Annotated in this window: 26 protein-coding genes; 11 read left to right on the forward strand and 15 right to left on the reverse strand. The window is 57.8% G+C overall.

All coding sequences use genetic code 11. The features are described 5' to 3' along the window. Positions 1 to 2 precede the first annotated feature (2 nt). From ACPF7Z_RS15965 to ACPF7Z_RS15980, 4 genes are all read right to left on the reverse strand, one after another. Positions 3 to 266 carry a phosphopantetheine-binding protein gene (locus ACPF7Z_RS15965; protein ID WP_425194250.1) on the reverse strand — a complete coding sequence of 88 codons (264 nt, stop codon included), beginning with the start codon at positions 264 to 266 and terminating at the stop codon, positions 3 to 5. 18 nt (positions 267 to 284) lie between these two features. Continuing rightward, positions 285 to 1,043, reverse strand: coding sequence for a lysophospholipid acyltransferase family protein (locus tag ACPF7Z_RS15970; RefSeq protein ID WP_425194251.1), 759 nt, complete (start codon positions 1,041 to 1,043; stop codon positions 285 to 287). Positions 1,044 to 1,060: 17 nt separating this feature from the next. After that, a complete protein-coding gene (locus ACPF7Z_RS15975; RefSeq protein ID WP_425194252.1) occupies positions 1,061 to 1,762 on the reverse strand; it encodes a beta-ketoacyl synthase chain length factor in 702 nt (233 codons plus the stop codon). A gap of 116 nt (positions 1,763 to 1,878) precedes the next feature. Next, positions 1,879 to 2,736 (reverse strand): MurR/RpiR family transcriptional regulator, encoded by an 858-nt coding sequence (locus tag ACPF7Z_RS15980; protein ID WP_425194253.1) that lies wholly within the window; start codon positions 2,734 to 2,736, stop codon positions 1,879 to 1,881. Between the two features lie 212 nt (positions 2,737 to 2,948). On the opposite strand from ACPF7Z_RS15980, the gene zwf reads away from it, so the two are divergent. The 6 genes from zwf to ACPF7Z_RS16010 all read left to right on the forward strand — a co-directional run bounded on the left by zwf (position 2,949) and on the right by ACPF7Z_RS16010 (position 8,133). After that, positions 2,949 to 4,439 (forward strand): glucose-6-phosphate dehydrogenase, encoded by a 1,491-nt coding sequence (gene zwf / locus ACPF7Z_RS15985; RefSeq protein ID WP_425194254.1) that lies wholly within the window; start codon positions 2,949 to 2,951, stop codon positions 4,437 to 4,439. After that, positions 4,439 to 5,128 (forward strand): 6-phosphogluconolactonase, encoded by a 690-nt coding sequence (pgl, locus tag ACPF7Z_RS15990; RefSeq protein WP_425194255.1) that lies wholly within the window; start codon positions 4,439 to 4,441, stop codon positions 5,126 to 5,128. The genes zwf and pgl overlap by 1 nt, the downstream gene beginning before the upstream one ends. 24 nt (positions 5,129 to 5,152) lie before the next feature. Further along, positions 5,153 to 5,815 (forward strand): bifunctional 4-hydroxy-2-oxoglutarate aldolase/2-dehydro-3-deoxy-phosphogluconate aldolase, encoded by a 663-nt coding sequence (locus ACPF7Z_RS15995; protein ID WP_425194256.1) that lies wholly within the window; start codon positions 5,153 to 5,155, stop codon positions 5,813 to 5,815. 32 nt (positions 5,816 to 5,847) lie between these two features. Further along, positions 5,848 to 6,456, forward strand: coding sequence for a DUF938 domain-containing protein (locus ACPF7Z_RS16000; protein ID WP_425194257.1), 609 nt, complete (start codon positions 5,848 to 5,850; stop codon positions 6,454 to 6,456). 120 nt (positions 6,457 to 6,576) lie between these two features. Further along, entirely contained in the window at positions 6,577 to 6,828 is a 252-nt protein-coding gene (locus ACPF7Z_RS16005) for a hypothetical protein (RefSeq protein WP_425194258.1), read from the forward strand. 249 nt (positions 6,829 to 7,077) lie between these two features. Further along, complete coding sequence (locus ACPF7Z_RS16010) at positions 7,078 to 8,133, forward strand: patatin-like phospholipase family protein (protein WP_425194259.1); 1,056 nt, start codon at positions 7,078 to 7,080, stop codon at positions 8,131 to 8,133. A gap of 35 nt (positions 8,134 to 8,168) precedes the next feature. On the opposite strand, the gene ACPF7Z_RS16015 is transcribed toward ACPF7Z_RS16010, so the two are convergent. Next, complete coding sequence (locus tag ACPF7Z_RS16015) at positions 8,169 to 9,581, reverse strand: PhoH family protein (RefSeq protein ID WP_425194260.1); 1,413 nt, start codon at positions 9,579 to 9,581, stop codon at positions 8,169 to 8,171. Positions 9,582 to 9,792: 211 nt separating this feature from the next. Continuing rightward, positions 9,793 to 10,809 carry a patatin-like phospholipase family protein gene (locus ACPF7Z_RS16020; protein WP_425194261.1) on the reverse strand — a complete coding sequence of 339 codons (1,017 nt, stop codon included), beginning with the start codon at positions 10,807 to 10,809 and terminating at the stop codon, positions 9,793 to 9,795. A gap of 306 nt (positions 10,810 to 11,115) precedes the next feature. On the opposite strand from ACPF7Z_RS16020, the gene ACPF7Z_RS16025 reads away from it, so the two are divergent. Together ACPF7Z_RS16025 and ACPF7Z_RS16030 are read left to right on the forward strand one after the other, a co-directional pair. Continuing rightward, positions 11,116 to 13,083 carry a hypothetical protein gene (locus ACPF7Z_RS16025; RefSeq protein ID WP_425194262.1) on the forward strand — a complete coding sequence of 656 codons (1,968 nt, stop codon included), beginning with the start codon at positions 11,116 to 11,118 and terminating at the stop codon, positions 13,081 to 13,083. Positions 13,084 to 13,150: 67 nt separating this feature from the next. Continuing rightward, a complete protein-coding gene (locus ACPF7Z_RS16030) occupies positions 13,151 to 13,492 on the forward strand; it encodes a zinc ribbon domain-containing protein YjdM (protein WP_425194263.1) in 342 nt (113 codons plus the stop codon). Between the two features lie 9 nt (positions 13,493 to 13,501). On the opposite strand, the gene ACPF7Z_RS16035 is transcribed toward ACPF7Z_RS16030, so the two are convergent. From ACPF7Z_RS16035 to ACPF7Z_RS16060, 6 genes are all read right to left on the reverse strand, one after another. Next, positions 13,502 to 14,200 (reverse strand): glutathione S-transferase N-terminal domain-containing protein, encoded by a 699-nt coding sequence (locus ACPF7Z_RS16035; RefSeq protein ID WP_425194264.1) that lies wholly within the window; start codon positions 14,198 to 14,200, stop codon positions 13,502 to 13,504. A 172-nt stretch (positions 14,201 to 14,372) separates the two neighbouring features. Next, on the reverse strand, positions 14,373 to 14,918 hold the full coding sequence (locus ACPF7Z_RS16040) for a PIN domain-containing protein (protein WP_425194265.1): 546 nt from the start codon (positions 14,916 to 14,918) through the stop codon (positions 14,373 to 14,375). A 327-nt stretch (positions 14,919 to 15,245) separates the two neighbouring features. Beyond that, positions 15,246 to 16,277 carry a histone deacetylase family protein gene (locus ACPF7Z_RS16045; protein ID WP_425194266.1) on the reverse strand — a complete coding sequence of 344 codons (1,032 nt, stop codon included), beginning with the start codon at positions 16,275 to 16,277 and terminating at the stop codon, positions 15,246 to 15,248. A gap of 44 nt (positions 16,278 to 16,321) precedes the next feature. Beyond that, positions 16,322 to 17,731 (reverse strand): NAD(P)/FAD-dependent oxidoreductase, encoded by a 1,410-nt coding sequence (locus tag ACPF7Z_RS16050; protein WP_425194267.1) that lies wholly within the window; start codon positions 17,729 to 17,731, stop codon positions 16,322 to 16,324. A 40-nt stretch (positions 17,732 to 17,771) separates the two neighbouring features. Beyond that, positions 17,772 to 19,139: a Na+/H+ antiporter NhaC family protein gene (locus tag ACPF7Z_RS16055; protein ID WP_425194268.1), complete on the reverse strand. Its 1,368-nt coding sequence runs from the start codon at positions 19,137 to 19,139 to the stop codon at positions 17,772 to 17,774. Positions 19,140 to 19,342: 203 nt separating this feature from the next. Then, the gene (locus tag ACPF7Z_RS16060; RefSeq protein ID WP_425194269.1) at positions 19,343 to 20,632 is read right to left on the reverse strand and encodes an NAD(P)/FAD-dependent oxidoreductase; all 1,290 of its coding nucleotides are present in this window, start codon (positions 20,630 to 20,632) and stop codon (positions 19,343 to 19,345) included. A gap of 329 nt (positions 20,633 to 20,961) precedes the next feature. On the opposite strand from ACPF7Z_RS16060, the gene ACPF7Z_RS16065 reads away from it, so the two are divergent. Next, positions 20,962 to 21,621: a GntR family transcriptional regulator gene (locus tag ACPF7Z_RS16065; RefSeq protein WP_425194270.1), complete on the forward strand. Its 660-nt coding sequence runs from the start codon at positions 20,962 to 20,964 to the stop codon at positions 21,619 to 21,621. 94 nt (positions 21,622 to 21,715) lie between these two features. On the opposite strand, the gene ACPF7Z_RS16070 is transcribed toward ACPF7Z_RS16065, so the two are convergent. The 3 genes from ACPF7Z_RS16070 to ACPF7Z_RS16080 all read right to left on the reverse strand — a co-directional run bounded on the left by ACPF7Z_RS16070 (position 21,716) and on the right by ACPF7Z_RS16080 (position 24,154). Continuing rightward, positions 21,716 to 22,747: an SMP-30/gluconolactonase/LRE family protein gene (locus tag ACPF7Z_RS16070; RefSeq protein WP_425194271.1), complete on the reverse strand. Its 1,032-nt coding sequence runs from the start codon at positions 22,745 to 22,747 to the stop codon at positions 21,716 to 21,718. Positions 22,748 to 22,844: 97 nt separating this feature from the next. Beyond that, positions 22,845 to 23,816, reverse strand: a complete 972-nt coding sequence (locus tag ACPF7Z_RS16075; protein ID WP_425194272.1) for a DMT family transporter — start codon at positions 23,814 to 23,816, stop codon at positions 22,845 to 22,847. Continuing rightward, a complete protein-coding gene (locus ACPF7Z_RS16080) occupies positions 23,807 to 24,154 on the reverse strand; it encodes a hypothetical protein (RefSeq protein WP_425194273.1) in 348 nt (115 codons plus the stop codon). Before ACPF7Z_RS16080 ends, ACPF7Z_RS16075 begins: the two co-directional genes overlap by 10 nt. Positions 24,155 to 24,318: 164 nt before the next feature. Between ACPF7Z_RS16080 and ACPF7Z_RS16085 the strand changes: the two genes are divergently transcribed. Then, on the forward strand, positions 24,319 to 25,221 hold the full coding sequence (locus ACPF7Z_RS16085; protein ID WP_425194274.1) for a LysR substrate-binding domain-containing protein: 903 nt from the start codon (positions 24,319 to 24,321) through the stop codon (positions 25,219 to 25,221). Positions 25,222 to 25,421: 200 nt separating this feature from the next. Continuing rightward, positions 25,422 to 25,940 (forward strand): HXXEE domain-containing protein, encoded by a 519-nt coding sequence (locus ACPF7Z_RS16090; protein ID WP_425194275.1) that lies wholly within the window; start codon positions 25,422 to 25,424, stop codon positions 25,938 to 25,940. Positions 25,941 to 25,963 lie beyond the last annotated feature (23 nt).

Consider the following 25,963-nt stretch of genomic DNA (forward strand, 5'->3'; position numbering starts at 1 on the left):
CATTACTTAACGCGGCGCGCCTCCACCAGTGCGGCGAGGCTTTTCAGATTGGCGAAATGGCGACGCGACTCCTCGCTGTCTGCCTCGAGTTTGATGCCGTAGGTCTTCTGCAGGGCCAGGCCCAATTCCAGGGCGTCGATGGAATCCAGCCCCAGCCCCTCTACGAACAAGGGTTCATCGCGGTCGATATCGTCCGGGGTGACGTCCTCGAGCTCAAGGGTGTCGATGATCAGGTGTTTGAGTTCAAGTTCCAGAGCGTTCGCCATGGGCGATATCCTCGTCCATCAAGAAAGATTGAAATAATTTTCGAGACGTCGGTTGAGACGCCGGGCAGCACGCAGAAGCGATGGCACTGCGACCGGCTGTATGGCCTTACCGATCTCCAGGGTAAATAAAGGCCTGCGTGGCGCCACTCGGTGCCAGGGGTCGCCCTTGATCAAGGTGTTGGGTTCACAATGAATCCTTATCGGAACGACAGTAGCACCACTGATAAGGGCGATAATGGCGCCGCCCCGGCGCAAACGCACCGGCTCCCCCGGTGTCGATCGAGTCCCTTCGGGAAAAACGATCAATGACTGCCCATTTTCCAAGGCCTTGCAGGCTTGTGCAATCACCTGACGTGGATTGCGATTGGCAATGAACCCGGCGGACTGGATGACATGGCGGGTGACCGGGTGATGGGCAAGGCGCCCCTTGACGATACACACGGCATCAGGCGTGTAGGCCAGTAGAAACAGCGCGTCGATCAACGATGGGTGATTGGCCAGTAGAAGACTGCCAGGTTGAGCCAGGCGTTCGTCATGAATCAATCGATAATCGATCAGTCTCAGGCCACGAAGCACGCCAACGAATCCCTTGCAGAACACACGAACGACACGTCGCACGCGTTGCTGCGCGATGCCGGAGTTGCGGCTCAAGAGCTTTAACGTAGGGGCGATAGCAAGCCCCAGCACCAACGCGCAGAGTGCAAACAGGATAAAACAGCAGCCCGTGGCAACACGACGCCAACCACGGTCGAGTCCAGTGCCAATAGCACGAGGCATGATTGCAGCACCGGGCATCAGGAGGGCGGCGCCCATGCTCGCCGACGCATGGGGCAGACCAATGCTGCTTCACCCAGTAGCCACGCGATCACGTCATCGGGCTTGGGTGGGTGGTATTGATCAAACATCGATCCGGTCGCACATCGGGTGATCAGTGTCCGGCCACTCTGGCCCGGCGTGGTCAACGATAGACGCAGGGCGACGGCGGCCATGGTCGATGGGCCTGTGGTGTGATCGGCAAAGCGCACAGGGATGGGGGCATCGCTGAACACGGCGACGACGTGTTCTTCACCCTCCATGAGATAGCCCAAGGCGTCACTGAAAAGCGCCGAGACTTCGGCACCGGAGGCTGCGATGGCTTGAAGGGAGCGGCGATTGTCGCTGGCAATGGAATGTACGCCGATCACCGCGTTATGCACCGACATGCCAAAGCGCGCCGGGGAAAGCGACTCCTCTTCATTGAGGGCGTAGAGCATGTCCAGAGTGCGCTCGGCATCGCCATGTCGCGAGGCATGCAACAGTACGCACTCGGCGTTCGGATCGAGTTCCGCGAGCATGTCGCATACGGCACGTCCGGCACCGTTGAGGCGACGGCGCAACATGGCCGGGACGGAGGCGCCGGAAGGGCGTTCGTCAATCGACAGGCGTGGATCGTCAGTGGGGGAGCGCCCGGGCTGCCAGGCGCGCCAGTCCTCGAGGGTAAGCGAGGCCGTATTCATCAAGCGTTTCGTCCCGAGCATCTTATTTCAGGCGTGGTCAGCGCAACGGGCATACCCTACGCGAGTCTTGGACGATAGGCTACTTTGCGATACATCACGTTGAGCTGACGTCAGGATCAGGTTTCGGGTGGATAACGGGTCGCCTGAAGGCTGTCCTTTATCTTCTTGAGGTGTGGTAGGAAGTCTTCGCCGCGACGCAGGGTGACGCCGGTCGCCAGCACATCGATCAAGGCCAGGTGAATCATGCGCGAGGTCATGGGCATATAGATGTCGGTATCTTCCGGGGCAACGACCCCTAGCGTTTCGGTACATTCCGCGGCCAAGGGAGAGTCTGGCGCGGTGATGCCGAGAATCACCGCACCGTTATCGCGTCCTACCCGAGCGATGTCCACCAGTTCCCGGGTACGTCCGGTATAGGAGATGATCACGATGACATCGCCGGTATGGCTGGCAGCCGCGACCATGCGTTGCATCAATACGTCTTCGTAGGCCATTACCGGCAGGTTGAAGCGAAAGAACTTGTGCTGCGCGTCCTGGGCTACCGGCCCCGAGGCCCCCAGTCCGAAGAAGCTGATCTGCTTGGCTTGAATGAGGTAGTCCACGGCGCGTTCGATAGAGCGGGCATCGAGGGCGCGCCGCGCATCGTCCAGCGCAACGACACTCGCACCGAAAATCTTGTCGGCGTAGCTGGCCGCGTCGTCCTCACGTTCCACATTGCGGCTGATATAGGGAGTACCGCCGGCCAGGCTCTGCGCCAGCTTGATCTTGAAGTCAGGATAGCCCTTGGCATCGAAGCCGCGACAGAAGCGATTGACGGTGGGTTCGCTGACCGATGCACGCCGGGCCAGAGTGGCAATGCTCAAGCCGGTAGCGGTCAGGGGGTCGGCGAGAATGACTTCGGCCACCTTGCGCTCGGAACGGTTGAGTTCTTCCAGACGGTGGCGGATACGCTCGAGAAGATCGTGGCTGGCCATCAGGCGGCACTCTTTACCATAGGAAAATTCCTACCATACTGTGTTGTGGCGATTCACCAAGATGTCGTCGCTGTTCTAGCCTGACACCATAATGGCAGAAGGTTCAAAGAGTCTACACTACGTTTTTTGCTAACATTACCAAACTATTTGCAGAAATAAGTAGTAGTGGCGTACTTTGTTAGTAATTCAACTAGAAGTCTGAGAGGCAATCCATGGCCCGAAGCACCACCCCCGATGTCGATCTCGCTTTGTTCGGTGGCTTGGGTGATCTGGCGCTGCGCAAGCTGTATCCAGCGCTCTATCATCTCGATCGTGACGACCTGTTGGCGGACGGCACACGGATTCTTGGCCTGGCGCGTCAGGAGATGGATACCAAGGCCTTTAGAGAACGCGTGCACAAGACGCTCAAGACCTACGTCAAATCTGCTTCCTTGGAAAAAGAGTGCCTGGAGCGTTTTCTCGTGCGTCTCGAGTATCTGCAACTCGATTTCAGTAACGCCGAGGGCTTCAAGGCCATTCGCGAGTGGAGAGCGAATACCGCGCCGGAAAAAGGTAGCCCGCCCATGACGGTCTATCTAGCGGTACCCGCCAGCATCTTCGGCGACATCTGCCATAACCTGCACAAAAGCGGCAGTCTTGATGACGAGACCCGGGTGGTGGTCGAAAAGCCTATCGGCTACGATCTCGAGTCGTCCCGGGAAATCAACGATGCCATTGGCGCGGTGTTTCCCGAGTCTCGTATCTACCGCATTGACCACTACTTGGGCAAGGAAACCGTCCAGAACCTGATCGCGATGCGCTTTGCCAATCCGTTGTTCGGAACGCAGTGGAATCAGAATCATATCTCTCACGTCGAGATCACCGTCGCCGAACAGGTCGGCATCGAAGGTCGATGGGGGTACTTTGATAAAGCCGGACAGTTGCGCGACATGGTGCAGAATCATTTGCTGCAGCTTCTATGTCTGATTGCCATGGACCCTCCTTCCAATCTCGATGCGGATGCCATCCGCGATGAAAAGGTCAAGGTGCTCAAGGCGCTCAAACCGTTCAGCCGTGACTCGATTCCTCGAGATGTGGTGCGTGGCCAGTACATTGCCGGCTCGATCGACGGTGTCAGCGTGCCGGGTTATCTGGACGAGGAGGGAGCCAACGCGGATAGCCATACCGAAACCTTCGTCGCCATGCGCACCGAGGTCGCCAACTGGCGCTGGGCCGGCGTACCGTTCTATCTGCGTACCGGCAAGCGCATGCCGGAGAAGCTATCGCAGATTGTCATACATTTCCGTCAACAGGCGCACTACATCTTCGATCCGGATCAGCGTAGCCTGGCCTCCAACAAGCTGATCATTCGTCTGCAGCCCGAGGAGGGCATCGCGCTGCAGGTGTTGACCAAGGACGGCGGTCTCGATAGGGGCATGCGTCTGCGCCCCGGACCGCTGCATCTGGATTTCAACAGCGCCTTCCCCAAGTCGCGCATTCCCGATGCCTACGAACGCCTCTTGCTGGAGGTCATGAAAGGTCAGCAATATCTGTTCGTGCGCCGAGACGAGGTCGAATATGCCTGGCGCTGGGCCGATCAATTGGTAGCGGCCTGGGATGAGCTCGATATGCCACCCCGGCGCTATCCGGCGGGTTCCTGGGGGCCGGTGGCCTCGATTGCCATGATCACCCAGGATGGTCGTTCCTGGTACGAGGATTACTGATGAGCTCATCCGTTTCCACATCGTCGTCACCCCCGCGCGAGCAGTTGGCGACCCAACTGGCGGAGTCCGTCGCCAGCGCTCTAGCGGTAGATCTGACTAACCAGGAGCGTGTGCTGCTAATCGTCTCCGGTGGCTCGACACCGGTGCCGTTCTTCGCCCGCCTCGCGGCGGTGGACCTGCCTTGGGAGCGGGTCGATATCACCCTGGCAGATGAGCGCTGGGTGGATGAAGAACATAAGGACAGCAATGCCCGGCTGGTACGCGAGCATTTGCTTCAAGGCCCGGCGGCTGCCGCACGCTTTCATCCGCTGACCACCGATGACGGCACGCCTGAGGAAGGCGCGCAGGAGGTTGCCAAACGTCTTGCCGGGCTTTCCTGGCCCGCCAGCGCTATCGTGCTGGGCATGGGGGGAGATGGTCACACTGCGTCACTGTTCCCCGATAGTGGCGAGTTGAGCCTGGCCTTGAGTTCCGACGAGGCAACGGTAGCGGTGCGCGCGCCCAGCGTTCCCCAGCCGCGCATTACTCTAAGCGCGGGCTGGTTGCACCAGGCAAGACGCCACATGCTGCATATCGTCGGCGACGACAAGCGTGCCGTGTTGGCCCGCGCCATGGGAGGCGACGACGTGCGAGAGTTGCCCATCCGCGTTTTTCTGAGTTGTCCGCTCGCTATCTACTGGGCGCCCTGAGCTGAATTTCTAGTGGAGTACATCATGAGTATCGAAAAGCAACTGCCTTCGACCCGCACCACGGAACTCGACAGCATCTGTCTTAGAGCCGAGGTCATCCCGGTACTGACGATCGAACGCCTGGAGGATGCCGTACCCTTGGGGCGAGCTCTGGTGAAGGGTGGTCTGCCGGTGCTCGAGATCACACTGCGCACCGACTGTGCCCTGGAGGCCATCAAGCGTATGAACGAGGTGCTTCCCAGAGCCAGTGTCGGCGCCGGCACGGTGCTGACGCCGGCTCAATACCGTCAGGCCGAGAAAGTGGGAGCCGATTTTGTGGTCACGCCCGGGGCCACCGATGCGCTATACCGCTACGGCGTGAGCAGTCCCGTGCCGATGCTGCCGGGGGTGGCGACCATTTCCGAGCTGATGACCGGCTGGCAGTATGGCTATCGGCGCTTCAAGTTCTTTCCGGCAGAGGCCAGTGGTGGCGTGGCGGCACTCAAGTCCTTCGCTGCCCCCATTCCAGGAGCGCACTTCTGTCCCACCGGCGGCATTACCCTGGACAACGCCGAGAGTTATCTCAAACTTCCCAATGTGATGTGCGTGGGCGGCTCCTGGATCACACCCAAGAAGCTTATCGATGCCGGGGATTGGGAAGGCATTCGCGCCTTGGCGCGGCAGGCCGCGGATCGTTTTCATCACTGACCAAGCAACGCAGATGACAGGGGGTGAACTCGGTGGATGACGAGGTCGATCGACGGCTTTGCAGTCCCGCTGTGGCACGTAACCGCGATGCGATCCTCGCGGTACTGCGCGACGTATTGCCGGCGCGTGGCAAGGTGCTGGAGATCGCCAGCGGCAGCGGCGAGCATGCGCTGTACGCTGCCCGCCATCTACCGACGATTCGCTGGCAGCCCAGCGATCCTAGTCCTCAGGCGTTGGCCTCCATCGCCGCCTGGCGCGATGCCGAGCCGCTCGATAACCTGCTCGAGCCCTTGCAGTTGGATGTTACCGTCCGACCTTGGCCGCTGAGAGACTTCGACGCCTTGGTGTGCATCAATATGATTCACATCGCCCCCTGGGAGGCGGCTCAGGCCCTGTTCATAGAAGCCGGTGAGCGTCTGGGCAAGGGCGGTGTGTTGTATTTGTACGGCCCTTTCAAGCGGGATGGGCAGCACACGGCCGAGAGCAATGCAGTCTTCGATGCGGATCTGCGTCGACGCGATCCGCGCTGGGGCATCCGGGATCTGAACAACATAGAAGCGCTGGCCGGAGAACATGGCTTGAGTGTCGACCGTATCGTCGAGATGCCGGCCAACAATCTCAGCCTGGTGTTGCGAAAGTAGTGCTGCGTCAAACGAGAGGCAAGGCGCATTGACTTGATTAATTCGGCGCTGCCCCAAACACTGTAAGCTAATGACTGATCCCACGATCGGGTTTCGACCGGTCAAGAAAGGAGGCTATCCATGTCCGCGTCCGATTTTGCACAAGAGTTTCGCCTGGACAAACCTTGTCCCAATTGCGGCAATCATCGTATGCGCGTTTCCCAGGAGAAGAACCCGGATGACAAGGTGTTCTGCGGTTCCTGCAATACCTTCGTGTGTCTTTACCGGGAAGCCCAGGATCGTCTGGAAAACGATCCCAAGAGCGAAAAAGAGGAGCTCATCGAACGAGTGAGCAACAAGGATTTCGACAAGGGGTTCGATAAAGACTCCTAAAGCTGAGATCCATCGCGTCTAGAAGCGCATTTTGCACCATGGTCAGCACCCGGGACCATGGCGCGCTAACCTGAATGTCCTCCAGGTGTCCCCCTTGATGCCGCAAGGAATCGTCCGCCTTACCGCCTAACTGCTGTCACCTTCTTTCCATAATTCGACTTTTGGCGTATGCGCTTGAGGGGTGTATTGTTGCGACGCAACACGCAGCAGGTCATGAACGGATTCTAAGCAATGTCGCGGAGTCTAACTATGTGGCAGAAACTCGCAGGTCTGGTAGGCGTTTCGTCCGTTCCCCAGGTCAGTCTCGCCTTGCAGGGCGGTGGCGCTCATGGCGCCTATACCTGGGGAGTGCTGGACCGTTTACTCGAAGAGGGTTGGCGGATCGAGGGCGTCAGTGGTACCAGCGCCGGGGCGATGAACGCCGTCGCCCTTGCCCAGGGATGGATGAACGACGGTGCGGAAGGTGCACGGGAGTCCCTGGCGAACTTCTGGCAAGCAGTGACGGATCGCGCACCGTTTCACCTGGATTTCCTGCAGCAAATCGATCCCAATGGCGACGCCGCCATGCCTGTATCAATGCATATGATGCAGACGCTCACGAAGATGCTCTCGCCGTATCAGTTCAATCCACTGGATATCAATCCCCTGCGCGATATTCTGCAGGAGCAGTTCGATTTCGAGCGCCTGAGACAAGCCTGTCCGCTCAAGCTCTTCATCGCGGCCACCCATGTCGGAACCGGCAAGGTAAAGCTATTCGGCAACCGGGAGCTCAGCGAGAAGGCCCTGCTGGCTTCCGCCTGCCTTCCAAGCGTGCATCAAGCGGTAGAAATCGAGGATGAGTACTACTGGGACGGTGGTTATACCGCCAATCCTGCGATCTATCCGCTGGTTTACGATTGCCAGACGCCGGATATCCTGTTGATCTTGCTTGATTCTCTCGAGATCCAAGAGCTCCCTCGCAGCGCCAAGGGGATTGCCAGCCGTAGCATGGAGTTGAGTTTTTCTTCCAGTTTCCTGCGGGAGATGCGCACCCTCTGCCAGGCGCGCAGCTATATCGCTACCTCGTCGTCTCGTGCTTGGCTGCCTCGAGGGCGTCTGGAGCGCCTGTTGGAGCGTCTGCGCTTTCATCTAATCGAGGCTGACGATCTTGCGGATATGAACAGTATCAGTAAGCTCAATGCGTCTAATGGATTCATCAGCCACCTGCGTGATCTCGGCCGAAATAGAACCGAACGCTGGTTGGCTGCCAATGAACGTTCAGTCGGACGCCATGCCTCGGTGCAAATAGAGCGGCTCTTTACTTGAATGGCTTTGCCTGAGCCGCTCCTGAGGTTTTGACGCTATAGCAGTTCTTCCGCTGCCAGGGCCAGGCGAGAGCGTTCGACGCTCTTAAGGGTGACATGGCCGGCATGGGGCCAGTCGCGAAAACGCTCGACGACCGCGGCCATGCCACAGGTATTGGTGGTGAGGTAAGGCGTGTCGATCTGGCCGACGTTACCCAGGCACACGATCTTGGTGTTGCGACCGGCCCGGGTGATCAGGGATTTCAGTTGTTTCGGTGTGAAGTTCTGGGCCTCGTCGATGATCAGGAACGTATCGTTCAGTGTGCGTCCACGCATGAAGGTTGGCGAGCGGATCTGCACTCGTGAGCCGATCAGTTGACGGGTAGCGCCTTCGCTCCAGCTCGAAGTGCCGTCCCTCTCGTCCCGAAGCAGATTGTCCATGTTGTCATGGAAGGCCCCCATCCAGGGCGACATCTTTTCCTCTTCGGTGCCAGGCAGAAAGCCGATGTCCTCGCCCATGGGGATCGGCGCGCGAGTGAAGACGATGCGCTCGAACAGCTTGGTATCCAGGGTTTGCTGGAAGGCGGCAGCCAGGGTCATGAAGGTCTTGCCGGTACCGGCGCTGCCGGCGATGGTGACCAGGTCGATCTCCGGGTCCATCAGCAGGTTGAGGGTAAAGTTCTGACGGCTGTCGTGAGCATGCACGCCCCACACGCCGGCATGGTGACGGTAGTTGGTCAACAGTTGAAGGCGCGCACTGTTCGGGGTGAGGTCGCGAACGATGGCCTCGAAATCGGCGCCATTGTCACTGTCGGAGACCAGCATGCCGATGTGCCAATCAGGGGGCATCTCGCCACTGAGATGGTAGAAGAGGTGGTGATCGACGCGCTCGACCTTGACCTCGACGTTGAGCGACTCCCATAGGCCCGCGCCGTCCTTGCCGGCGATGGTGTAGACCTTGGCGCCTTCGATCATGACGTCGCTGTCGCTGAACACGCGATCGTTACGATAATCCTCCACCGGCACGTTCAACGCCGCTGCCTTGACCCGCAGGTTGATATCCTTAGTGATCAGAATCACCGAGGCATCCGGGCGCTCATCTCGCAGGCGACAGGTCTCGGCCAGGATACGATTGTCGGCGTTATCCTCCAGGTGATCGAGAGGTTGCAGATTGCTGTAGCACAGGAAGCGCAGACGCCCCCCTTGACCGACGGCATCGATCAAGGGAATGCCCTGCTGGATTTCGTCGAAGGAGACGGCACTGGTGAGTTCGGACAACGTACGGCTGACCTGCCGGGCGGTACGCGCAATGTCACGCACGCCGTTCTTGAGTTTGTCGAGTTCCTCGAGCACGGTCATGGGAATGACCACATCGTGTTCTTCGAAATGATAAAGCGCAGCGGGATCGTGGAGCAGAACGTTGGTGTCGAGTACGTAAAGGCGGGTGACTTTCTTGTCGATTCGAACCATCGGCGTAGGTACTCCTGAAAGTAACGGCGATGAACGACGCCAGTTGCGGAAATGTCATCTGCGTGACATCGATGCTCAGACGTCGTCTTCCTGACTACAAGTTGTGGGCTCCTTTCAAAAGTGGTCAATGGACTCTTTCTTCAACATGATGCTTTCAACATGGACCTTTGACATCGGGAATGCCATTAGTGTCATTCCACGTTTACGACATTTACATGTAAACCGAATCGATATCCAGCGTCGAACGTTCGCCGAGTGCCTCGAAATTTTCGTCGAGCCAGGCCGCGGCGGTACGCCGGCCCTGGTTGCACAGATGTGTGAGGAAGGCCCATTCGGCATTGAGTTTGCTCGAAACGGATAACGATTGCAGCGCATCTTCGGCATCGATGCGATGGAAGTGCGCGTCGCGATAACAGGTCATAGTGCTGTCGCTGACCTCGATCAGGCGTTTGAGCATGGCAATGGTGCGCACCTCCTTGATCAACGACGTATTGAAGGTGATCTCGTTCATGCGGTTGAGAATCTCCGGGGCGCTGCGTGGCACCTTGTCGCGATAGATCGGGTTGATCTGCACGATGGCGATGTCGCGTGAATCGCACTCCTCCATCAATGGGAAGAGCGCCGGATTGCCCACATAGCCGCCATCCCAGTAGGCTTCGCCGTCGATTTCCACCGCCTTGTACAAAAACGGCAAGCAGGCGGAGGCCATGACCGCATCCAGGCTCATCTCCTCGCGTCGAAAGACCCGCTGCTTGCCCGAGCGCACGTTGGTTGCGGAAACGAACAGCTTGAGATACTGGCATGCCCGCACACGCTGGAAATCGACCCGCTCGGCGATAATGTCCCGCAGCGGATTGATGCCCAGCGGATTGAACTGATAGGGCGAGATCACCCTGCTGAAAAGATCGAAGGACAGATAGCCCGGCGAGCAGTCCAGACTCCAGTTACCCATCCACATGTCCAATGGCGTGCGTCGTATGGGGCTGAGCAGGGCCGCCTTGCTCACCGAGAACCAGAACTTTTCGAGTTCTTCCCGGGCGAGGTCTTCATTGCCTTCAAGCAAGCCGTCAGCGGTGATCACTGCGTTCATGGCACCGGCACTGGTACCGCTGATGCCCTCGATGCGCACTCGAGGGCTTTCGAGCAGATAGTCGAGCACGCCCCAGGTGAAAGCGCCGTGAGCGCCACCACCTTGCAGGGCCAGATTGATCGCCTTGGCTTGAGTCATCGTTCTCCCGTGGACATTTATCTGTCCTGTCATTGTGCATTGCAATATCGACCAGCATAGCTGCTGCTGGCGAAGGCGACAAACGCCCCAACCCAAGCTTCGATGTGCATGAGTGCCTAGAAGAGGGTTGTCCGCTGCCGCAGGACTTACCTTAACCGGGGTAGCCGTAAAAAATTATTTTGATGAATGAGAACAATAAAGCGTGCAAGTTCGTTGCTGAAAGTGCCACGCTTCATCGTGATTCATCTGTGCGTCAGCGCACTATGTACATGTGGTTTCTCCCCAGAGCCAATAAGGAAATTAGCCATGAGTTTTACCTACCCCGACGGAGGTCTGGATTCGTCGATTGTCGCTTTCGACGGTGCTTTGATGAGACTGGCTCAGGCCCATCTGGTTGAGCCAAATCCCTCGAAAGAGGAGGTACTGGCCTCGGCGAGGGAGGTGATGACAATCTCCGGCGGCTTCGCTGCGTTGTATGTCCGCGTTGCGACGATGGAGATGGCGGGGGTCTTCGCGGGCAGTGACTGGGCCTCGCCCGCCATTCTAAAGCCCGCCCTGGCCGTGCGTTCGCTGCGTCACGGTGAACCCGACGTCGCCACCATCGAGGCGCTTAGCGAAATCCGCTTGCTGGCCGTTGCCTTGGGGGGCTACTTCCATCTAGGCATTTCCGCCGAACAGGCTAGAAATTTCCTCAATCAGGTGATGGCATTGAATCTGGATCTTCTTGCCGGACCAATGAGCGAGGCGGATCGAGAGCGCCCGCAAGCGCTAGGGAAGATCGTGCAGGCACTGTATCAGTATCTGCTGGCACACCTGGGTTACGAAAGCATTCTCGAGAGCCTGGTCGATGAGATCCAGCGCCTGCTCGCCCAGCGTCCGGTTCAGACGGACAGCATCAAGCAGATGATCAGCCAGATTGCCCAGTGTCTGTTCGATCCTGAAATATATACCGCCGGTACGGAAAGCGCTGCGCGCTTGGTGAGTGCACTGTTTGGCCCCACCCCGGGCTGTCGTGACGATCCAGGTCTTGAGGTGTACACCCAGCGCTTGGCAGCAATGGATGAAACCGCGTTGGCCACAGAAGCCACTGACTTCGCTCGTGCAATGCACGATACGGGCCTGGTATCGCCCTATCACCCCGCATTGCTGCGCTACCTGCGCGGTCATCGCGACGACTTGTTGCTGGTAGCACTGGGGCTGAGCAGTACCGGATGCGAGACCCTGCTGTGTTACCGACAGCTGGTTTATGCGCTGATCGATGAAGCCATTTATCCAGAGACCAGTCAGGCGGTTTACGGGTTGTCCTTGCTACTTGAACGCGGCGCGCTTTTTTCGGCCCCCATCGCCTCTGGTCTGTGGCGTCAGATCCGGTTAACGCTATCTTCTGATACGTCAAGTACGTTGAGTGCCGTCTTCGGCGAAGCGCATCCGCCGCGCGTCTTTCTGCTTGCCGGTGTGCTGAGCTTGTTGGGCCAGCCCTTGGGTGTGGGGCAGGGCAATAACCCGACCTGCCAATCGGTCATCGGTCTTTCCATGTGGGCCGATAACGATGGCGATTATCTCTTGCAACTCGTGGCATGGGCGGCCCGAGACGATGAAGTGCTTACCCGGTTCGAGGGTGAACGCATCTCCTCCAAGTCCCTGGAGGCGGGTCTTGCCAAGGTGCCACCGCTGGACGTTGACCCGGTTTCTCTGGTGCTGATACCGCATCTCGATCGTCTTTACATGGAAATGGGCCGGTTATGTGGCAAGCGTGACGACGATCTGCATCGCTGGATCAATCCTGAATTCTACGGCTGGTGGGTCGGGCAGGGGTTTCGTGTGGTGGCGAATATACGCACCGGCGAGATTGACGACTACGCGGGATTCATTCGCCATTTCTATGCGTGTTATCACCCGTTTTACAACGGCAACATGCCCTTGATTCACCCGCAGCCTGCGGGAATCGTCGTGACCGACAGCGCCGCACGTCTGGTGGGGCGGCATGCGATTACCCTGCTCCGTGTGATGCTGGACCCCAACGACGAAATGCGCGTCTATTTCTTCAACCCCAACAACGACAGCGGTCAGGACTGGGGGCAGAATATCGTGTGTGCGACTCAAGGCCATGGCGAGCGTCCCGGTGAGGCGTCCTTGCCTATCGCCGAGTTCGCCTCGCGGCTCTACGTGTTTCACTACGATCCGCTGGAAAAGGGGGATACGCTGGCGGTTCCCGATGACGAAGTCGCCCGGATCGTCGGCTTGGGCCGGGGGAGTTGGGCGGCGGATCATTGAGCGGCCTGTGCTTCTACACATCGACCCGGTACACTCCGCGCCTTGTTAATAACAGTAGGTAGAATTCATGAGTCAGTTACCCAATTGCCCGCTGTGCTCCTCGGAATACACCTACGAGGACATGGGCCTGTTGATCTGCCCGGAATGTGCCCATGAGTGGGTCATCGATGGAGCGGTCGAGAATACCAGTGACGCGCTGATGGTCGGTGATGCTCACGGTAACCTGCTGCAGGACGGTGATACCGTCAGCGTGATCAAGGACCTCAAGGTCAAGGGCTCCTCCTCGGTGGTCAAGGTCGGCACCAAGGTCAAGAACATCCGTCTTGTCGAAGGTGATCACGATATCGACTGCAAGATCGACGGCGTGGGCGCGATGAAGCTCAAGTCGGAGTTCGTCAAGAAGGTGTGATGGAGACGACTATTCTGGAATCGTCAGGCCACGTAGCACGGCGGGCCGCTCCAGAAAGTCAGACAGGGCGCGGGTGACATGCGAAAAATCGTCAATGCCCACCAAGTCACCCGCCTCGTAGAAGCCAATCAGATTGCGTATCCATGGGAACGTGGCAATATCCGCTACCGAGTAGGTATCGCCCAGCAGCCAGTCCCGACTCTCTAAATGTCGATCCAGGACACCCAGCAAGCGCCGCGACTCCGCGACATAGCGATCCCGAGGGCGTTTGTCCTCGATCTCCTTGCCGGCAAACTTATTGAAGAAACCGACTTGTCCGAACATCGGACCGATGCCACCCATCTGGAACATCAGCCACTGCAGTGCCTCGTAGCGCTCATGAGGATCATTAGGCAATAGTTGTCCGGTCTTCTTGGCCAGATAGAGCAATATGGCGCCTGACTCGAACATCGGTAGTGGCTTACCCGCCGGGCCATTGGGATCTAGGATGGCGGGAATCTTGTTGTTGGGATTCAGCGAAAGAAATTCGGGGGAATGCTGATCGCCATCGTCGAAACTGACGCGGTGCGCCTCGTAGGGCAATCCGATCTCTTCGAGCATGATCGAGACCTTCACCCCATTGGGTGTGGGCAGTGAGTATAGCTGAAGCTGATCGGGATGCTGGGCGGGCCACTTATGGGTAACGGGAAATGCGCTGAGATCGGTCATCATAAGAAACCTTGCGGATTGGCCAAATGGACTTACATCGATACAAGAGCATTGATCTTGCGTTAGTTCTCGCTTCTCTTGCAAGCCGGAGTCCGGTGCCGCGTGTCCGAATGACGGTGTCAGGTAGAGCAAGGGCCGCCCAACAGTTACCAGCCTATATGGCTGCTATAAGTTAGTATTTATATTCTATACAGGCATCTGAAAGCGTAACGATGTTGGCTTTAACTAACTGATTTATTTGATTTTGAATAGCCACTTCGTTGCCCTTGATTGCAAGGTGTGCCGCGATGTGATTACGTAAGCTGGCTATCTTCTGTGGGCGCTTCTCCTTTGGGATAGAAGTGAGGTATTTGATCAGCTTTTGAGTATCCGCGGGAGCGCCAGCTACTTTGACCTGTTTGCAAATACGACCGCTGTTTTTGATATGGGCGATGAGCGGCGAAAAGCCAGAGTCGTTGCTGATGACTTCGAAGGCTATCGCATTGTCCGCCTGGGTATCGAATTTTCCAAGGTAATAGGCTAAGTGAAAATCCAGGTTATTGTCCTGAATTGCCTTTAACTGGACCACGACCAGATTGATAGGCTTGTCATACTTGATATCGGTGAAATCCAGTTTGGGCTGTTTTGCGCCAAGAAAGACAATTATCTTCTCGTAGATCGAAAGGTCGATCTTGCCGAGACTTCCGATATTTTCGTAATCGATGAACGCCCATTTCATGATTTATCTTCTCACGCTTAAGTGACCACCGTTTCAGCTTGAAAGCATCATTCATTTTAAAACCTGACTTATTTATCGGCATAAACGATGCTTTTCTTTACTGCTGTGCAGCGCTGGAGTGCAATGGTTCGAGAACAGCAATGAATCGAAAACGACCTCGATGAGGCCGTTTCGCTATGTGATCAGGCCTTGGACTGACCTGTTGTTATAGTGTCTTCTATCTATCGACACTGCCCGACCAGCTCTTGACCCTGATCCTGCGGCTCCTGGGTCAGCGCAGTGGTTGACGACGTTGCAAACAGCGCAATGTCCGGGGTACCGATAAATTCAGCTGCCTTCGAAGCCGATCAACACATTCACGACGTTGATGCCGATCTCCTCCACGGCGTAACCGCCTTCAAGCAGAAAGGTGGTGGGAAGCCCGAGTGTCTTGAGGCGCCGCCCGCAGTCGAGGTAGTCGTCGCTCTTCAATTTGAAGGAGCTGATTGGATCGTACTCGAAGGTGTCGACACCAAGGGAAATGATCAGCACTTCCGGCTGGTAGGCCTTTATGCGTCGAATGGCATCGTCCAGCGTGTTGGCCCAGGTGGCGTAGTCGGTGCCGCTGGGCAGAGGGTAGTTGACGTTGAAGCCCTCGCCCTTGCCGCGTCCGGTCTCATCCGCAAAGCCCAGGAAGTAGGGGAATTCCTGACGCGGATCGCCGTGCAGCGAGAGGAACAATACATCGTCGCGTTCGTAGAAGATGTCCTGGGTGCCGTTGCCATGGTGGAAGTCGACATCCAGGATCGCGACCTTGCGCATGCCACTATTCAAAGCGTGTTGTGCGGCAATGGCGGCGTTGTTGAAGAAGCAGTAGCCGCCGTATTGGTCGATAGCAGCATGATGGCCGGGTGGGCGGCATAGGCCGAAGGCGGGTTCACCGGTGTTGATGGCATGATCCAGCGCCGAGAGGGCAATGTCCTTGCTGGTCTGGGCGGCGGCAAAGGTGTTGGGGCAGAGCGAGGTATCCGTGGTCAGCGCGTAGTAGCCGATCTTGCCTTCGATATTGTCCGGGATCCTGCCGCTATCCATGCGCCGGGTGGGCCAAGCCAAGGGAATGGGTTCGCCGGGATGACCCGCCGCGACCCATTCGTCCCAGGCACGTTCGAGAAATTCGATATAGCCAGAATCGTGTACCGCAAGCACCGGGTCGAGCCCGTACGCCTTGGGCACTCGCACTTCACCCAGGCCAACCTGGCGTACACGATCGATGATGATATCGACCCGCTCGGGACATTCGTAAGGCGTCACGAGCTTGCCGCCATCGAGCTCGGTCTTGGCACGGCGCTTTTTAGTGTCTTCCGAGTGAAATGTCAGCACTATCTTTCCTTTTTGTTCAGCAATCTCTGCAGTAAACCAGCTATTTACTCGATAATCGATGCGAAAAAGTCGTTCACTTTCCTCAATACCGGCTTGATCAGGGGTGTCGGCTTGCTGCGTCTCATCAGCGCTTCTTCTCCCGCATAACTATAGGTAATCGCTTGAGCCGCGAGCCAGCGCAGCGGTTCGGGTTCCCAACGTTTGATCAGGTGGCGGTGACTGGTGTTGGCGTAGGCCCAGGGCATGCTTGCCAGTCGAGAGTCACGCTCGAGAATCAGGTCGGCCAGGGTTTTGCCGAATAGATGTGCTGCGGCGACACCCTCACCGGCGTAGCCGCCGGCAGTGGCAATACCGGTATTTCGATCGAAAATTCCATGGGGGCGAAAGTTGCGCGATAGCCCCAGGGAGCCGCCCCAGCCGTGGCGTATTCTTACGTTCTTGAGTATGGGGAACAGATCCACCAGTAGATCGTGGCGCAGGCGAATATCATCCTGGGAAATGGCCAGTGCATGCTTGGATTTGGCGCCAAAGGCGTAGCTGCCCCGAGCGCCGAACACGAGTCGTCCATCGGCGCTGCGGTGCCCATAGTTGATCAACCGACTGGCATCGGCAAAGGCGGGGCGCTCGGCCATGCCGATCTCCTGCCACATGTCGTCCGTCAGCGGTTCGGTGGCGATCACCAGACTTTGCACCGGAATGACATGCTTCTTGAAATCGTGAAACCGCTCCGCGTAGCCCTCGGTAGCGCAGACGATGGTTGGCGCCTCGACGACGCCCTGATCCGTGATCGCTTCATTCGGGCCGAGGTGAGTGACGCGGCTGTGTTCGTGAATCGTCACGCCTAGACGTTCGACCGTTTCGGCCAAGCCAATAACCAATTTGGCAGGGTTCACGGTCGCAACCTGACGATGATAGATGCCGCCGTAGCCGTTGCGAAAACGCGCCTTTTCGGCGAGTTGGTCGGCATCCAGCCAAGTGCAGTTTGCTTCGTCGTGGCCGAGCTCATGAAGATGTGCAAGGTAGTGTTTCTGAATATCGATCTGGTCCGGGTAGCGCGCCGCCGCGTAGAGTGCACCGCCCTTGTTGAAGTCGGCGGCGATACTCTCACGTTCCAGCACCTGGCCGATCTCGTCGACATTATCCGCCAGTACTTGGCAACACTCGCGCCGCTGTTCCATCGGCAACTTGCCGACATGGCGCTCAAGACCAGCCAGGTTGCCCACCACCCAGCCGCCGTTGCGCCCGGAGGCGCCATGACCGACGCGCTCGGCTTCCAGCACGACGATAGCCAAATCCGGCGCGTGCATTTTCAGATAGTAGGCGGTCCACAATCCCGTGAAGCCAGCGCCGATGATGGCCACATCGGCCTGAGTGTTCGCCTCTAGACGCGGCCGCGGCTCGGGCCGTTCGGCGACGGTAGAGGCCCAGAAATTACGCTGCATGTCCGATTGCATACTGCCACCTTAACAAGCCCGCGCAGGCATTTATTCAAAATCACATGTATCCCAGTATCAAATACCCTACCGCCGCAAGACAGCCGGCCATGGCGGCGTAGGGCAACTGGGTGAAGGCGTGCTGGAAGGGCGTGCAGCCGCTGGCCTGGGCGGTCAATACCGTGGCATCCGAGTAGAAACAGGCGTGACTGCCGAAGGTGCTGGCGGAGAGGGTGGCGCCGATCACCAGGATCATGTCGGCCCCCAGGTTCTGTCCCAGCACGCTGACGATGGGCAGAATGATGACGAATACCCCCCAGTTGGAACCGGTGGCAAAGGAGACGAACCCCATGATGGTGAAGATGATGAAGGGCAGCATCTCGGCGCTGATCAGTGGTTGAACGGTATTGATGACGTAGTCGGCGAGTCCCAACTCTGTGTTGACCTCATTGAACAGGAAGGCTGCCACCAGCACTGCCAGGGCATCGAGCATCGACTTGAAGCCTTCCAGAATATTGTCGAAGGTCTGGGCGGGGGAGAGCTTCTTCAGCGCGATGAAGGCCACAATCATGCCTGCCAGGGTAACGAAAATCCCCATCAGGAAGTCCAGATCGAACCACCAGGTGAAGAAGGCCAGTGACGCCATGGGCAGCAGGAAGGTCCAGATGGTGCCTTTTGTCTGGTCATCATCCGCCTCGAGATGGCCGATTTCGGCGTCGATGTGCTCTGCGCCCGGGGGAACGCACTGCCCGGTTTCCTCGGCGCGCTGCTCTGCCTTCTTCATGGGGCCGAAGGCGGGAATCCAGCGGTAGATGAAAAGTGGCACCAGAATGACGGCGATCCAGGGATAGAACATGTAGGGAATGGCCTGGATGTAAGTCCAGATGCCCTGGCCATCCTCGGCGATGCCGTTTTTTTCGATCAAGGCGCCGAAGAATACCGCCCAGGTCGAGATCGGGATCAGCACGCTGATCGGCGCCGCCGTGGAGTCGATCACGTAGGCCAGCATCTCGCGGGAGGTCTTGAAGCGATCGGTCACCTTGCGCATCGAGGTACCCACGGCCAGCGAATTCAGGTAATCGTCCACGAACAGAATGATGCCCATGAACCAGCATCCCATCAGCGCGCGAGGCTTGTTGATGGTGTAACGCATCAGGCTGTCGGCGAAGGCCTTGGAGGAGCCGGACTTGAGCAGGAGGGCGATGATACTGCCCATCAATCCACAGACGATGATGACCCAGGCGACGTCTTCGTCGGTCATCACCTCCAGCAGATTCTCGGAGAGGCTGCTCAAGGCATTGCCAGGGTCGATCATCAGGGTGCCGACGAAGGCACCGAATACCAGCGGTTCAAGCGCGCGCCGCGTCCATAGGGCGAGTACCAGAACGATTGCAGTGGGGAGCAGCACCAGGGGGCCGTTGATGTCCATCGTGTATCACCTCGAGCGTCTTGTTGTTGTGCATTCAGGTTGAATTCGGCGATCGGCTAAGGAAGCGCTGAACAAATCGGCGAACGTGATGAAGCGCAAGGCGCACGGCACGCAGAAGACGAGACATAACATGGGGTTAGGCGAGTCTTCGAGTACCGCGCAACGCAGCGATTCGTATGTGCAGCCATTTATTCAGTGTTTCCTCAACGCAGTTTTTCGAGCAACTGGTAATACCACATGCCGGCGGCCAGCAAGGTATTACCAAGCTGGTCGTTGAGGGGGATGCGCATATGCTTCACCTTGGCGAAAGTATCGAATTCCTCCAGGCTACCGCTGACGGCATTGGCCATGATCTCGCCGACGATATGCGAGGTGGCGATGCCGTGGCCTGAATAGCCCTGAGCGTAGTAGACGTTATCGGAGAGCTTGCCCAGCTGCGGGATTCGGTTGATGACGATGCCGGCCATGCCTTGCCATTGAAAGTCGATATCGACGCCCTTCAGCTGAGGAAAAGTGTGCTCAAGGCGAGGACGCAGCTCCCCGGCGATGTCCTGGGAATCGCGGCCGGAGTAGTTGGCGCCACCACCAAACAGTAAACGCTTGTCGGCGGTCAGGCGGTAGTAATCGAGCACGAAGCGAGTGTCGTAGACGGCTAGATCGTCTGGATTGATCGCCATCGCGGTGTCGTGATCCAGCGGCGCGGTGGTGACGATACCCAATGCCACCGGGAACAGCTTGCCGCTGAGCCGTTTGCGTTCGAGTCGGTGGTAGGCGTTACCCGCGAGAATCACACTATTCGCCGTGACGCGACCCTGCTCGCCGACCACGACCGGCGTGTCGCCATGCTGGATATCGATGACCGGCGAGCCTTCGAAGATCAGCGCGCCCAGGTCTGCCGCGGCGCGGGCCTCGCCTAGACACAGATTGAGCGGGTGCAGGTGCATGTTGTAATCGTTGCGGATGGCGCCGTGGTAAAGCTCGGTACCGACGACCTGCCGCACCTCGCTGGCTTCCAGCCAGTGGACGTATTCGCCGATCGCGTGATGCTGCGATTCCTCGAAGTCCTGTTTCAGCTCCTTCACGTGGCTCGGTTTGTAGGCCGCCTGCAAATGGCCGTGCTTGAGATCGCAGGAGATTGCGTACTTCTCGACGCGCTGCTTGATGATCCGGTGGCCGCGCCAGCGCAGGTTCCAGACGAACTCCCGGGCCTGATCGCCCAAGGTATTGCGCATCTGCTTGGTCATGGCGTCCTGACCGGACAGGCTGCCGGTGACCTGGCCGCCATTGCGTCCGCTGGCGCCCCAGCCGACCTTGTGCGCCTCGATGACGGCCACTCGATAGCCGCGTTCGGCAAGTTCCACCGCCGTAGCCACTCCAGTGAAGCCCCCACCGACGATGGCGATATCCACGCGATGATCGCCTTCCAATCGAGGATAGTCGGATTCTTCAGCGATCGTGGCGGTGTAATAGGAAGCGCAGCGTGGTTCGGGCATGACGTCTCCCTGTGTGGTTTTCAGATAGTATGATTGGATAGTGTGATCACATGTGTGTGATCACACTAGCAGAGGCTTGCAAACGCGACAAGCGCGGATTGTCATCCATGAGCCGCGCTAAGAGGATATTTACAAATTACTGCGCTCGACCATACTGCGTTGAAATCAGCCTCAAAGTGCTCATTTACAGCCCGTAAACTCGTGCGCGAGCCCGGTCCTTTTTTCGGCTGATTTCGCCTTGTCTAATCGTCGTTCGTGACTTTTGTAAACACCCTCTAAGATATGCTTTCAATTCAGATAGGAATGATAGAGAGGCCGACAGCGCCAACATGACCACGCAACTGACAAGCAGGCGAGACGTTTTCTCGCCGGATACCGCCTCGACACGCTTGCATCAGGCGCTACGCACGCGCATGTGCGAAGGCGACTTCACGCCAGGAGAGGTAATCTCGATCCGGCGTATCGCCGCGGAATACGGCACCAGCGCCATGCCGGCCCGGGAGGCCTTGCGCTGGCTTGTCACCGAAGGGGCGCTGGTGTTTTCCGATAGTCGCAAGATCATCGTACCCAAGCTGAGCCGAGAGCGTTTTGAAGAAGTGCTGTACGCGCGCAAGAACCTGGAAACCGAGGTCTCGCGCCAGGCGTTTCCCCATATCACAGCGGGCGATATCGAGGAGCTGAAACGCATCGATGAGCAGATCAACGGCGCCATCGCCCAAGGCGATATCGTTCGCTACATGCGTGGCAACTACCAGTTCCATTTCCTTATCTATCGGCTCAGTCAGTCACGCGTCTTGCTGCCGCTGATCGAGATTCTCTGGCTGCAATACGGCCCGAGCATGCGCTATATCTGTACTCGTTGGGGCGCTTCCAGCATCGCCGACGACCATCTCCGCGAAGTGACTCAGGCGCTATCGAGCGGTGATTGTGAGGCGTTCTGCCAGGCGATCGGCGCAGATATCGAGCAGGGCATGATGCTGCTGAGTTAGCGTGCCTGAAAAACGGCAGGCATCACTACTCGGGTCGTCGAACGTGCCGCGCTCCTAGTTTTTAAAACGCCCGTCGAGAGGATTTGACGATCGATCAAGCGCCACGAGTGGCAGTGTACAGGGTGTAGATCGACTGGCTGGCGGTCATCAATAGGCGGTTTCGATCTTCTCCCACGAAGCATACATTGGCGCAGACTTCCGGCAACAGTATGCGGCCGAGTAGCGTGCCTTCCGGCGAGAAGATGGCGACGCCATCGACTCCCTCGCCACCAGAAGCACTCGACCAGATATTGCCCTCCACATCGCAAGCCAGGCCATCATAGGTTTCTTTCTGGTTCGTGACGATTTCCTTGCGATCGCTCACGCTTTTACCATCTTGCCCCAAGGTCCACCTGATGATCGCCGCGGGTTGATCGGGGAAATGCGAGGGCGCCGTATCGGAGGCATAGAACCCTTTGCCATCTGGTGTCAGCACAATGCCATTGGGTTTGTAAATCTCATCGGTGAGCAGAATGGGTTCATCGAGAGTGTCGTCGATGTAATAGATCGCCGGCTTGAGTTCGAGTTCACGCTCGCGCCCTTCGTAGTCAACGTGGGCGCCGTATCCCGGGTCGGTAAAGATGATGCCTCCCGAAGACAGCACAATCAGATCGTTGGGTGCATTGAGCGGCTTTCCTTGATAGTGGCTGGCCAGCACCGTGGTACTGCCATCCCACTCGTAGCGGAGCACGCGCGCCGGATAATGTTCGCAGGCCAGTAGACGCCCTTGATTGTCGAACGCGTTGCCGTTGGAGTGTCCGACGTGGCGACGCAACACGCTGACTTGACCGGTAGCCTCGTCCCAGCGCATCTGATTGGCCCTAGGGATGTCGCTGAACACCGCATAGCGACCGACTGCGTTCCAGGCAGGCCCTTCCAGCCACAAACCCCCCGTCCAGTGACGCTCCAGAGGGGTGTTGAAGACATAGAGCTCCTTGAAGCGCTCGTCTTCGATTTTCCATGCGTTATCGGGGTAGCGTCGCAGCGGCATGGCTTGCGAGGGAGAGTAGGCCAGCACATGTGGAGCAGAGCTGACGGCGGCCAAGGCGAGTGTTGATGAGAGGAACTGGCGGCGTCCGAGTTTCATTCCCAACCTCATTGGTTTGATAGCTTGTTCATAGTGGACGTGGCAAAAGAACGTCGTTAACACATAGACAATGTAGAAGCCGCGCAGCAAAAAGCCATCACCCTTGGCGCTGTGTTGGAACCAGTCTCTTCTGACGTCTTGGACTCACCAAGGCAACGCCGATCGCTGCGACGGCCATGCCCACCCAGGCAATCGGTGGCATTTCCTCATCTATCAACAACCAGGCAAGCAAGGCCGCGCAGGGCGGTACCAGATAGAATAGTGCCGAGACGCGAGAAGCTTCACCATGGCGGATCATGGCGAGCAGTAGAGTAATCGCGATCAAGGAATTGCCGATCACCAGGTAGGCGAGGGAGGCGAGCATTTCGCCGGCCCAGGTAATGTGCAGCGAGCCGAATACAATAGTGAGTGGCAATGTGGTCAGCAGCCCCGCCGTATACTGTATCGCGTTGGCCGTCACAGGATGCTGTGTCACACCGAAGCGTTTCTCGTAGAGGGTGGCCGTGGTCATGCCGAGAAGTGCACCGACCGCGCTGGCCAAGCCAAGCAGTGAAGTGGCTTCGATTGTCGAGCGGCCTAAAATGACGATGACAGCCCCGGCCAGGCCTAGCACAAATCCTATCCAGCGTTTCAAGCCTATGAATTCGCCGACCAGCGCGGGCGCGAATAGCGCCACCAGTATCGGTTGCAGCGAGACCACCAGCGCCACCGTGCCTGCCGAAGCGCCCAGCGCGAAAGCGGTATAGCAGAACCCGAAGTAAATCGTCTGGATCAGGATGCCGACCACCGTCAGATGCAGCCAGTCGATGCGACGCTTGGGCAGCGGCGGCCGAAGCCAGAGGATCAGCGGCGCGAGTACGATCAGCACCAAGGCATAGCGCAGCGTCAGGAAGAGGATGGGATCGACATAGCTCGTGCCGATCTTGGCCACGGGAAAACCCAGTGACCACAGCAGCAGGAATAGTCCCGGCGCGACGCCTAGCCATACTGGAGTCGATAGCGGGGTGGACAGCGGCGTGCTCTCACTCGGGGCTATTCCTGTACTCGACGCTTCTTTATTCACTGACATGGATGTTGTCGATTCCCCTGACGTTGGACTCTACGGCATTGAAGTGCCCGAAAAGCATCCTTTCGCAAGGGTAGACGCGATGCCCATTCGATGTCTTCTCGGTTGTGGCCCATATCCTCGAGGATGTGATCATCGTAATCGAGCAGGTGCAAAAAACGCTGGCGGAAGTGCCGGCGACGCAACAAGGCACGGACCCAGTTTTCCATGGCATTGATCAACCCCATGGGCGGCATGGCGGGCATATAGAACTCGCGCATGGGCGTCCTGGATATCGGTGACTGCTGAATCGGTTGCTTCACCTCGCACTGCAGACGATCAAGCGGCTTGAGGTTGGACATGACGACACCTCCGGTTAGCGGCCATTCATTTGAGATAGCCGCCTGTTTTGGCTTATGGAATCGAAGAGGGTCGCGACCTCGAGAATCAGACTGGTCCAGCTTTATTGTTCAATCAAACGAAAAGAACTACATTTACCTTTAAGAAAAACTGAAAGGTAAATGGTATGACACTTCCCACTGCAGCACCGATTCGTAACAGTGCCTTGCCGCTATTGGATACGGAGGTGTTGCGCACCTTCGTCGTGATCGCAGAAAGCGGGAGTTTCACCCGGGCTGCGCAGCAGGTGTTTCGCACGCCTTCAGCCTTGAGCATGCAGATCAAGCGGCTGGAGGAAACGCTGGGCCAGCGCCTGTTCCTGCGCGAGGCGCGGCGGGTGAGACTGACGCCGGAAGGGGAGGTGCTGCTGAGTTACGGAAGGCGCTTGCTCAAGCTCAACGAGGAAGCGGTCACTCAATTTCTCGCTCCTTCGCTGGAAGGCACGGTGCGTTTCGGTACCCCCGACGATGTGGGGTCGCGCATCCTGCCTGGGGTGTTGGCGAAATTCGCCCGTTCCCATCCGGCGGTGCAGGTGGACGTGGTGGTTGGGCGCAGTATCGACATGTTGAGACGGCTGAATGAAGGAGAGCTTGATCTGGTGCTGGTGACCTCCGGTAATCAAGGCGTGGATGCCGAGCGCGGCGAAATCGTGCATACCGAGCCGTTGGTCTGGGCCTGCCTCGACGGCGGTATCGCGGCGCAGCGTTCGCCGCTGCCCTTGGCATTGGCCAATCAAGGCTGCGCTTGGCGCACCATGGCGCTTTCTGCGCTGGACCGTAGCGGCCTGGCCTATCGTATCGCCTATACCAGTGAAAACTGCGCCGGCCAGGAAGCGGCGCTGCTGGCGGATCTGGCGGTAGCACCGCTGCCGCTGAGTATGGTTCGTGCGCCGTTGCGTGAACTAAAGAACGAGGCTGGGCTACCTTCGCTTGGAGAATATCAGGTGCTGTTGATTCATGGCGCCAGTGCCGGCTCGGCCAGCGAGGTACTGGCCGGCCATGTGGTGGAGGCATTTCGTGGCTTGCGCTAGGGAATCACTGCATAAATGCCTGCGTGAATGAATTGCTGCGTTGCGCGGTGTTCGAAGATTCGCCTAACCCTATGCTATGTCTCGTCTTCTGTACTCCGTGCGCCTTGCTCTTCATCTCACTCGGCGATTTATGCAGCCATTCCCTAATGCTCTCAAGTATCGCTATCGATTGGGATTACGGTCAGGACTGAATCATAGAAATGATGGAAGAAAGAAAAAGCAACGCACGCATTTTGATAAGCAACACGATGCTCATCCTGATATGGGCGTCGGTTGCTGCTTTCGCGTTGCACAATATCGAAGAGGCTGTACATATTGAAAGTTGGGCGCAAGCAAGCATGCCTGCCAATATCGCCCAATACTACAAGACTGTGCCGTACCTTCTTGCAGTGGCTTTGCTTTGGATGACTTATCTGGTCTGTGCGGTCTGGGCTCTCAAAGCTGGCACCTCACTGGCCATGGGAGCATTTGCTATCGGGGTGGCTGCGATTACCGCCAATGCTTTGGTACACATCATAGCGAACTTAATCCTGAGACAAGAAATGCCGGGATTCTGGAGTGCGACCTTCCTCATCCTGCCGTTCGGGGTCAGTATGGCTTGGTTGGCGTTGAAAAACGTATATCTAGCCCGGATATTGCACCGGGCTGGTCAGCAGCGCCCAGATTCCGAGGGCGCGGGCCGTTGCCGCGCCCAAGCCTCTAATTTGATGGTTTTTTGATCAGTTCTTTGGTTTCAGAACGC

Origin of the sequence: Halomonas sp. GXIMD04776 (assembly GCF_049808615.1) — a bacterium.
In the GTDB taxonomy this organism is placed as follows: Bacteria; Pseudomonadota; Gammaproteobacteria; order Pseudomonadales; family Halomonadaceae; genus Modicisalibacter.

Coding starts and splice junctions, on each gene's coding strand:
- ACPF7Z_RS16055 (WP_425194268.1), bottom strand. CDS start 19,139: ATGGACATCAACGGCCCCCTGGTGCTGCTCCCCACTGCAATCGTTCTG.
- ACPF7Z_RS16025 (WP_425194262.1), top strand. CDS start 11,116: ATGAGTTTTACCTACCCCGACGGAGGTCTGGATTCGTCGATTGTCGCT.
- ACPF7Z_RS16075 (WP_425194272.1), bottom strand. CDS start 23,816: ATGTCAGTGAATAAAGAAGCGTCGAGTACAGGAATAGCCCCGAGTGAG.
- ACPF7Z_RS16065 (WP_425194270.1), top strand. CDS start 20,962: ATGACCACGCAACTGACAAGCAGGCGAGACGTTTTCTCGCCGGATACC.
- ACPF7Z_RS16060 (WP_425194269.1), bottom strand. CDS start 20,632: ATGCCCGAACCACGCTGCGCTTCCTATTACACCGCCACGATCGCTGAA.
- ACPF7Z_RS15970 (WP_425194251.1), bottom strand. CDS start 1,043: ATGCCTCGTGCTATTGGCACTGGACTCGACCGTGGTTGGCGTCGTGTT.
- ACPF7Z_RS16050 (WP_425194267.1), bottom strand. CDS start 17,731: ATGCAATCGGACATGCAGCGTAATTTCTGGGCCTCTACCGTCGCCGAA.
- ACPF7Z_RS16070 (WP_425194271.1), bottom strand. CDS start 22,747: ATGAAACTCGGACGCCGCCAGTTCCTCTCATCAACACTCGCCTTGGCC.
- ACPF7Z_RS16005 (WP_425194258.1), top strand. CDS start 6,577: ATGTCCGCGTCCGATTTTGCACAAGAGTTTCGCCTGGACAAACCTTGT.
- ACPF7Z_RS15980 (WP_425194253.1), bottom strand. CDS start 2,736: ATGGCCAGCCACGATCTTCTCGAGCGTATCCGCCACCGTCTGGAAGAA.
- zwf (WP_425194254.1), top strand. CDS start 2,949: ATGGCCCGAAGCACCACCCCCGATGTCGATCTCGCTTTGTTCGGTGGC.
- ACPF7Z_RS15975 (WP_425194252.1), bottom strand. CDS start 1,762: ATGAATACGGCCTCGCTTACCCTCGAGGACTGGCGCGCCTGGCAGCCC.
- ACPF7Z_RS16085 (WP_425194274.1), top strand. CDS start 24,319: ATGACACTTCCCACTGCAGCACCGATTCGTAACAGTGCCTTGCCGCTA.
- ACPF7Z_RS16040 (WP_425194265.1), bottom strand. CDS start 14,918: ATGAAATGGGCGTTCATCGATTACGAAAATATCGGAAGTCTCGGCAAG.
- ACPF7Z_RS16010 (WP_425194259.1), top strand. CDS start 7,078: ATGTGGCAGAAACTCGCAGGTCTGGTAGGCGTTTCGTCCGTTCCCCAG.
- ACPF7Z_RS16090 (WP_425194275.1), top strand. CDS start 25,422: ATGATGGAAGAAAGAAAAAGCAACGCACGCATTTTGATAAGCAACACG.
- ACPF7Z_RS15965 (WP_425194250.1), bottom strand. CDS start 266: ATGGCGAACGCTCTGGAACTTGAACTCAAACACCTGATCATCGACACC.
- ACPF7Z_RS16020 (WP_425194261.1), bottom strand. CDS start 10,809: ATGACTCAAGCCAAGGCGATCAATCTGGCCCTGCAAGGTGGTGGCGCT.
- ACPF7Z_RS15995 (WP_425194256.1), top strand. CDS start 5,153: ATGAGTATCGAAAAGCAACTGCCTTCGACCCGCACCACGGAACTCGAC.
- ACPF7Z_RS16080 (WP_425194273.1), bottom strand. CDS start 24,154: ATGTCCAACCTCAAGCCGCTTGATCGTCTGCAGTGCGAGGTGAAGCAA.
- ACPF7Z_RS16035 (WP_425194264.1), bottom strand. CDS start 14,200: ATGACCGATCTCAGCGCATTTCCCGTTACCCATAAGTGGCCCGCCCAG.
- ACPF7Z_RS16015 (WP_425194260.1), bottom strand. CDS start 9,581: ATGGTTCGAATCGACAAGAAAGTCACCCGCCTTTACGTACTCGACACC.
- ACPF7Z_RS16030 (WP_425194263.1), top strand. CDS start 13,151: ATGAGTCAGTTACCCAATTGCCCGCTGTGCTCCTCGGAATACACCTAC.
- pgl (WP_425194255.1), top strand. CDS start 4,439: ATGAGCTCATCCGTTTCCACATCGTCGTCACCCCCGCGCGAGCAGTTG.